The 7180-nt window shown below is 64.5% G+C and carries 6 protein-coding genes; 4 read left to right on the top strand and 2 right to left on the bottom strand.

Annotated elements, in window-relative coordinates:
- Positions 1-67: 67 nt before the first annotated feature.
- Positions 68-1264 (bottom strand): amino acid aminotransferase, encoded by a 1197-nt coding sequence (locus tag VSR34_RS27900; protein ID WP_028211455.1) that lies wholly within the window; start codon positions 1262-1264, stop codon positions 68-70.
- Between the two features lie 50 nt (positions 1265-1314).
- Positions 1315-2709, bottom strand: coding sequence for an amino acid permease (locus VSR34_RS27895; protein WP_028211454.1), 1395 nt, complete (start codon positions 2707-2709; stop codon positions 1315-1317).
- 254 nt (positions 2710-2963) lie between these two features.
- On the opposite strand from VSR34_RS27895, the gene VSR34_RS27890 reads away from it, so the two are divergent.
- The 4 genes from VSR34_RS27890 to VSR34_RS27875 all read left to right on the top strand — a co-directional run bounded on the left by VSR34_RS27890 (position 2964) and on the right by VSR34_RS27875 (position 6961).
- Positions 2964-3437, top strand: coding sequence for an Lrp/AsnC family transcriptional regulator (locus VSR34_RS27890; RefSeq protein WP_342964104.1), 474 nt, complete (start codon positions 2964-2966; stop codon positions 3435-3437).
- A gap of 218 nt (positions 3438-3655) precedes the next feature.
- A complete protein-coding gene (locus tag VSR34_RS27885; protein ID WP_028211452.1) occupies positions 3656-4396 on the top strand; it encodes an ATP-binding cassette domain-containing protein in 741 nt (246 codons plus the stop codon).
- Positions 4397-4760: 364 nt separating this feature from the next.
- Positions 4761-5756, top strand: coding sequence for an ABC transporter permease (locus VSR34_RS27880; protein WP_342964103.1), 996 nt, complete (start codon positions 4761-4763; stop codon positions 5754-5756).
- A 212-nt stretch (positions 5757-5968) separates the two neighbouring features.
- Positions 5969-6961 (top strand): sugar-binding protein, encoded by a 993-nt coding sequence (locus VSR34_RS27875; RefSeq protein WP_028211450.1) that lies wholly within the window; start codon positions 5969-5971, stop codon positions 6959-6961.
- Positions 6962-7180: the final 219 nt, after the last annotated feature.

Here is a 7180-nt window from a genome sequence, read left to right as displayed (position 1 = left end):
GCACGATACGATCCGTGCAGACCCGCGGCGCTCGAAGGATCCCGGGGCGCCCCGCCCCGTCACTGCCTTAGTCCTTCATCACCTTGCCGACCGCGTCGACCACCACGCCCACGTTCTTCTCGTTGAGGCCCGCCACGCACATGCGGCCCGAACGCAGGATATACACGCCGAACTCCGCCTTGAGGCGCTCGACCTGCTTCTCGCTCAAGCCCGTGTACGTGAACATGCCGCGCTGCTTCAGATAACGCGCGAGCGCCGCTTCGCTTGCGTGGGCGCGCAGGCCATCGTGGATCGCGACGCGCATGCGGGCGATGCGCTCGCACATCGCCGCCAGCTCCTGCTCCCACGATGCCTTCAAGTCCGGCGTGCAGAGCACGCGGGTCACGATCTTCGCACCGTGAGTCGGCGGATTGCTGTAGTTCGCGCGGACCGAACCCGTGAGCTGGCCGAGCACGCGGTCGGCGGCGGCCGAGTCCTCGCAGATCACATGCAGGCCGCCGCAGCGCTCGCCGTAGAGCGAGAAGTTCTTCGAGAACGAGTTCGCCACGAGCGCCGGCACGCCACGGCGCGCAAGCTCGCGCACCGCGAAGGCGTCGTCGTCGAGGCCCGCGCCGAAGCCCTGATACGCCATGTCCACGAACGGCAGCAGATCGCGTTTTTGCAGCACGTCGATCAGTCGCTCCCATTGCGCGCGGTCCAGATCGACGCCCGTCGGGTTGTGGCAGCACGCGTGCAGCAGCACGACGCTCCGTGCCGGCAGCGCGTCGATGGCCGAGAGCATCGCCTCGAACTTCAGGCCGCCCGTCACCTCGTCGTAGTACGGATAGGTGTTCACCGTGAAGCCCGCGCGCTCGAAGATGAAGCGGTGGTTCTCCCACGTCGGGTCGCTCACCCACACCTGGCTGCCCGCGAAGTAGCGCTTGATGAAATCGGCGCCGACCCTGAGCGCGCCCGAGCCGCCCAGCGTCTGCACGGTCGCGATCCGGCCGGCCGCGCGCGACGGGCACTCGCCGCCGAACACCAGCGCCTGTACGGCGTCGCGGTACTGCGCGAAACCCGCCATCGGCAGATACGGCTTCGGACCGGGCTCGGCGAGAATCGCCGCTTCGGCGGCGTGAACCGCCTTCATGACCGGCAGGCGGCCTTCGTCGTCGAAGTAGATGCCAATGCTCAGATTGACCTTGTTCTCCCGCGGGTCTTTCTGGAAGTTCTCGTTGAGCGAGAGGATCGGGTCGCCGGGGTAGGCATCGATGTGTTCGAACATGCTGTTTAGCTCTCAGGACGAAAATTCGGAACGGTGACGGCGGCCGTCGCTCACGGAGCCGGCACGCCGCGTTGCAGCGCCGGCGCCGGCTTGCGGCGCCACAGTCGGTAGGCGAGCCCAAGCACGCCCAGCCACACCGGAATCAGATACACGGAAATCCGCAGATCCGGAATCAGATACATTACAACGAGAATGCCGCCAAGGAACGCGAGGCATACGTAATTCGTGAGCGGATAGCCGAGGCTGCGGAACGTGGTGGTCTGGTGCGCGCGCGCCTTCTCGCGGCGGAACTTCAGGTGGATGAGGCTGATCATCGCCCAGTTGATGATGAGCGCGGACACCACGAGCCCCATCAGCAGTTCGAAGGCCTTGCCCGGCATGAAGTAGTTGATGATCACGCACGCGGCCGTGACGAACGCCGAGACGCCGAGCGCCGCGAGCGGAATGCCGCGCCGGCTCACCTTGAGCAGCGCTCTCGGCGCATTGCCCTGCTGCGCGAGGCCGTAGAGCATGCGGCTATTGCAGTACACGCCGCTGTTGTAGACCGACAGCGCCGCCGTCAGCACGACGACGTTGAGCACGTTGGCCACGAGGTCACTGTTCATCGCGTGGAAGATCAGCACGAAGGGGCTGCCGCCCGCCACGACCTTCTGCCACGGGTAAAGCGAGAGCAGCACGGCGAGCGCGCCGATGTAGAAAATCAGGATGCGATAGATCACCTGATTGGTTGCGCGCGGAATGGTGTGCGAGGGATCGTCGGCCTCGGCCGCGGTAATGCCCACGAGCTCCAGCCCGCCGAACGAGAACATCACGACCGCCATCGCCATGACGAGACCCGAGACGCCGTGCGGGAAGAACCCGCCGTTGCGCCAGAGGTTCGAGACGCCCGCCTCGGGACCCGCCGAGCCCGAGAGCAGCAGCCAGCCGCCGAAGCCGATCATGCCGACGATCGCCAGCACCTTGATGATCGCGAACCAGAATTCGAGTTCGCCGTACGACTTCACGCTCGTGAGGTTGATGCCGTTGATGACGACGAAGAACACGAGCGCCGAGACCCAGGTGGGCAGCGTCGGCCACCAGTAGTGCATGTAGATGCCGACCGCGGAAAGCTCGGCCATGCTCACGAGCACATAGAGCACCCAGTAATTCCAGCCCGAGAGAAAGCCCGCGAACGGGCCGAAGTACTTGTCGGCGAAGTGGCTGAACGAACCGGCGACGGGCTCGTCCACGACCATCTCGCCCAGCTGCCGCATGATGAAGAACGCAATGAAGCCGGCAATGCCGTAGCCGAGCAGCACCGCGGGGCCGGCGGTCTGAATCGTCTGTGCAATGCCGAGGAACAGGCCCGTGCCGATCGCCCCGCCCAGCGCAATGAGCTGGATATGACGATTCTTCAGGCCGCGCTTTAGCTGGCCGCGATTTTCACGCGTGTCGTTTGAAACCATGTCTCTTCCTGTCTCCGATTTATCTGCACGGGGCCAAAGCATCCGGATAAGACGCCGGCTCCGCTCCACGAAATAAAATTGCGCGCGCAACGTTCTGCGCCGGCGCGCTGCCAGGCTTGACGGATCTGGCCGCCAGCCCGATCGGGTGCGCCCAGTGTATAGTTGGCGCGGAAAAATAGGATTTCATCTCGTACGCAGGCAAACCCTGATTGATACAATTCCCTCTCGCCTCAAACCCATCTCACGCAAGATAAATGCAAAACCTCGCGCTCGACACGATCGACATGCGGCTTCTCGCCGCGCTCCAGCAGCACGGCCGCGCCTCGAACCTCGAACTCGCGGCCGCGATCAAGCTCTCGCCCGCGCAGACCTTGAGGCGTCACCGACGGCTCGAGGCGCTCGGCGTGATCCGGCGTTACGAGACGCGACTCGACGCGCAGGCGCTCGGCTTCGGCGTGGTCGCCTTCATTCAGGTGACGATGGAACGCGGGCACATGCGCGAGCTCGTCAAGTTCAAGGAACTCGTCGCGACGTTGCCGCAGGTGCAGGAGTGCTACTCCGTGACTGGCGATATCGACTACGTGCTGAAGGTGGTGGCGCGCGATCTCAAGGCGCTCTCCGAGTTCCTGCTCGATACGCTGATGCGCGCGCCCGGCGTCAACAGCGTGCAATCGATCGTCTGTCTCGATGAACTCAAGGGAACGAGTGCGATGCCGCTGGAGGCCTGAAGCCCTGGGGACGACGCGCGCCACGGCCGCCTGGCGGGGATTTTCGGCGAAAACGCAATTTTATCTCATCGGCGGCCTGCTGGCAGCGCAGCGGAACCGCGTAGCGAAATAGTCTTGCTAAAAGCCCGATCGTGCTCTAAAAAAAAGCTGGTTGGCACATCTTCCCGCCGCCCCCGCCAATGCAGCGGGCGGCCCCACAAGCGCGAGCGAGACAGTCCATGAGTCTTCTTGAGCTCAGAGGCGTTTCCAGGCACTTCGGCGCCATTCATGCGCTGAACGATGTCACGTTGAGTCTCGAGCCGGGCCAGGTGGTCGGCCTCATGGGCGACAACGGCGCCGGCAAGTCGACGCTGGTGAAGGTGATCGCGGGCAATTTCCCGCCCTCTCACGGCGAGATTCTCATCGATGGCAAGCCGGTGCATTTCAGCCGCCCCGTCGACGCCCGCGCCAAGGGCATCGAAGTCGTCTATCAGGACCTCGCGCTCTGCGACAACCTCACGGCGGCCGCCAATGTCTTTCTCGGCCGCGAGCCGCGCATCGGCATAGGGCCCTTGCGCGTTCTCGATCACGCGGCCATGTACCGGCGCGCCGGCGAGCTTTTCAAGGAACTGAAGTCCGAAACGCGGCCACGCGATCTCGTCCGGCAGATGTCGGGCGGCCAGCGGCAGGCGGTGGCGATCGCGCGTACGCGTCTGTCCGAGGCTCGGCTCGTGCTCATGGATGAACCCACCGCTGCGATCAGCGTGCGCCAGGTCGTGCAGGTGCTCGATCTCATCAAGCGCCTCTCCGAGCATGGCATCGCCGTCATTCTGATCAGTCATCGCATGCCTGATGTTTTCGAGGTCGCCCATCGCGTGGTCGTCATGCGGCGCGGCCACAAGGTCGCTGACAAGGAGACCGCGGCGTCTTCGCCAGAAGAGGTTACCGGCCTCATCACGGGTGCCATTGCCGCGGCGTGATATGCGCAAGTTGCGCGGGACTGCTTTGCGTGGGGCCGCACCAGGCGCTGAAGCGCCAAGTGCGAGCCGACTGCTCTGCATGGGGCCGCACTAAGCGCTAAAGCGCTAAATGCGAGCCGACCGCTCTGCATGGGGCCGCACTAAGCGCTAAAGCGCCAAGTGCGAGCCGACCGCTCTGCATGGGGCCGCACTAAGCGCTAAAGCGCTAAGTGCGAGCCGACCGCTCTGCATGGGGCCGCACTAAGCGCTAAAGCGCTAAGTGCGAGCCGACCGCTCTGCATGGGGCCGCACTAAGCGCTAAAGCGCTAAGTGCGGCCGACAGGAGACACGGAAATTGAACGATGCGCCGCAAAGCCACAAACCCATGCCTACCCTGCTTGACGACCCCCAATCCGCGAAAACCCACACCCGCTGGAGCGGGCTGCTCGCGAGCCAGGTGTTCTGGGTGGTGCTCGCCACGCTGGTCGCCTGCGTCCTGCTTTCGATCGTCACTTCGACATTCGCCACGCAGCAAAACCTCTTCAACGTCACGCGCAACTTCGCCTTCGTCGCCATCGTCGCGCTAGGCATGATGGCCATCATCGTCACGGGCGGCATCGACATTTCAGTGGGCTCGACGATCGGACTCAGCGGTATCGTGCTTTCCGTCACGATGAACGCGGGCTACCCGATCTGGGCCGGCATCGGGCTCGGCCTGCTCACTGCGGGGCTCGTCGGTCTCGTGAACGGCCTGCTCATTGCCTATCTCGACATGCAGCCCTTCGTTGTGACGCTCGGCATGCTCAGCGTGGGCCGCAGCCTCGCGCTCGTGATCTCCGGCAGCCGGACCATTTTCGATTTCGGGCCCGACGGCAAAATGCTCCTCGCACTCGGCGGCGGCAAAACGCTGGGCGTGGCCAATCCCGTCTGGTTCCTGGTCGTCCTCGGCGTGCTGTTCTGGTTCGCCTTCGCCTTCACGCGCTGGGGCCGCTATGTCTTCGCGGTCGGCGGCAACCGCCACGCGGCCAATCTCACCGGCGTGCCGGTGCGCCGCGTGATCTGCTCGGTCTATGTGCTCGGCGGCCTGATGGCGGGCGTCGCGGCCGTCCTCGAAGTCGGCTGGCTAGGCGCGGTCACGACGGGCCTCGGCACCGGCGACGAACTGCGCGTGATCGCCGCGACCGTGATCGGCGGCACCAATCTCGCGGGCGGCGTGGGCAGCGCCTTCGGCACCATCGTCGGCGCGGCGCTCATCGAAGTGATCCGCAACAGCCTGATCCTGCTAGGCGTCGACTCGTTCTGGCAAGGAACCGTGGTGGGCGGCTTCATCATCATCGCCGTGCTGTTCAACCGGCTCGGCGGCGAACGACAAGGAGAGTGAACGGTCTTCGGGCACGCCGGCCGCGACATGCGGCGGGCGCGCAGTGGAAGGGAGGCACGACCGGACGACACGCGGAACCACCGGACGCCAGCCATCACGGGTAGTACCAGGTTCCGCAGGAAGCCCAAGGCACGGGCGCGGGCTTTCCTTCCGACGACGATAACCGTACGAGACACGCGCGCCGTACAACCGGCGCCGAACCGGAGGAAACCATGAAGAAAGCGTGGAAATATCTCGCTGCGATCGGAGGGCTCGCCATGCTGGCCTCTTCCGCGTGCGCAGCCGACAAGACCCTCGCACTGGTCGTGAAGGGCCTCGACAATCCCTACTTCGATCTCATGCACCAGGGCTGCGACCGGGCGAACAAGGAGCTCGGCAAGCAGGGCTACAACTGTTACTACACCGGACCCGCGACAGCCGCGGACGAGAGCGCCGAAGTGCAGATCGTCGACGACCTGCTGACCAAGGGCGTCGCGGCGATTGCGATCTCGCCGTCGAACGCGCCGGCCATCGCCGAAGTGATTCGCCGCCGCAACGCGAAGATCCCGATCATCACCGCGGATGCCGATCTGCTGCCGAAGGACCAGTCGCTGCGCAAGGCGTATGTCGGCACCGACAACTACGAGCTGGGCGTCAAGCTCGGCGAGCAGCTGAAGACGCTCATGCCCAAGGGCGGCAACATCTGCCTCGTGATGGGCAACCCCGCGGCCGAGAACATCAACCAGCGTGCCCAGGGCACGCGCGACGTGCTCTCGGGCAAGAAGGGCATCAAGAAGCTGGCGGGCGAGAACAACTGGCACGAAATCAGCGCCTGCCCGCTCTACGTGAACGACGACGCCGCAAAGGCGAACCAGATGATGCAGGACACCCTCACCGCGAACGCGAGCACGCTGCAGGCATTCGTGTTCGAGGGCGGCTGGCCGCTGTTCGCCCCTGAAGCCTATTCGCAGGTCGTCGCGCCGATCATGGACAAGATCAACAGCGGGCAGTTCGTGATCGTTTCCGCCGACACGCTCGGGCCGGAGCTGCAGGCGCTCAAGGACCACAAGGTCAACGCGCTGGTCGGGCAGCGGCCCGAGGAAATGGGCTATCAGGCTGCGATGGTGATGCGCGATCTGGCTGAGGGGAAGACGGTGAAGCCCATCGTTCATACCGGGCTCGACGTTTGCACCTGGAAGAACGCGGACACCTGCCTCAAGCATTGAAACTCGAAGGCTTGGAGATGGTACGCAGGCGGACTCGACAAAAGCAAAAAACCCGCGTCGGCTCAACGTGGCCGAACGCGGGTTACGTCATCTGCCCTGGTTGGTCCTGCCCCAGGGTGTATTGACATCAGATATACATCGCCCAATTCGAAGCGACGCGACAGCAGCACAGGCTTGCCGGTGCCTGAGGCAGTTCATGATTTGGGATGGAAATGCCGG

The organism is Paraburkholderia sp. JHI2823 (genome assembly GCF_038900695.1).
GTDB lineage: Bacteria > Pseudomonadota > Gammaproteobacteria > Burkholderiales > Burkholderiaceae > Paraburkholderia > Paraburkholderia mimosarum.
Note: the sequence above shows the minus strand (reverse complement) of the source record. Positions and strands in the feature narration are given on the sequence as shown.

What these genes read in the sequence shown, in the direction of transcription:
- VSR34_RS27900 (WP_028211455.1), bottom strand. Translation starts at nt 1,264, where the DNA reads ATGTTCGAACACATCGATGCCTACCCCGGCGACCCGATCCTCTCGCTC.
- VSR34_RS27895 (WP_028211454.1), bottom strand. Translation starts at nt 2,709, where the DNA reads ATGGTTTCAAACGACACGCGTGAAAATCGCGGCCAGCTAAAGCGCGGC.
- VSR34_RS27890 (WP_342964104.1), top strand. Translation starts at nt 2,964, where the DNA reads ATGCAAAACCTCGCGCTCGACACGATCGACATGCGGCTTCTCGCCGCG.
- VSR34_RS27880 (WP_342964103.1), top strand. Translation starts at nt 4,761, where the DNA reads ATGCCTACCCTGCTTGACGACCCCCAATCCGCGAAAACCCACACCCGC.
- VSR34_RS27885 (WP_028211452.1), top strand. Translation starts at nt 3,656, where the DNA reads ATGAGTCTTCTTGAGCTCAGAGGCGTTTCCAGGCACTTCGGCGCCATT.
- VSR34_RS27875 (WP_028211450.1), top strand. Translation starts at nt 5,969, where the DNA reads ATGAAGAAAGCGTGGAAATATCTCGCTGCGATCGGAGGGCTCGCCATG.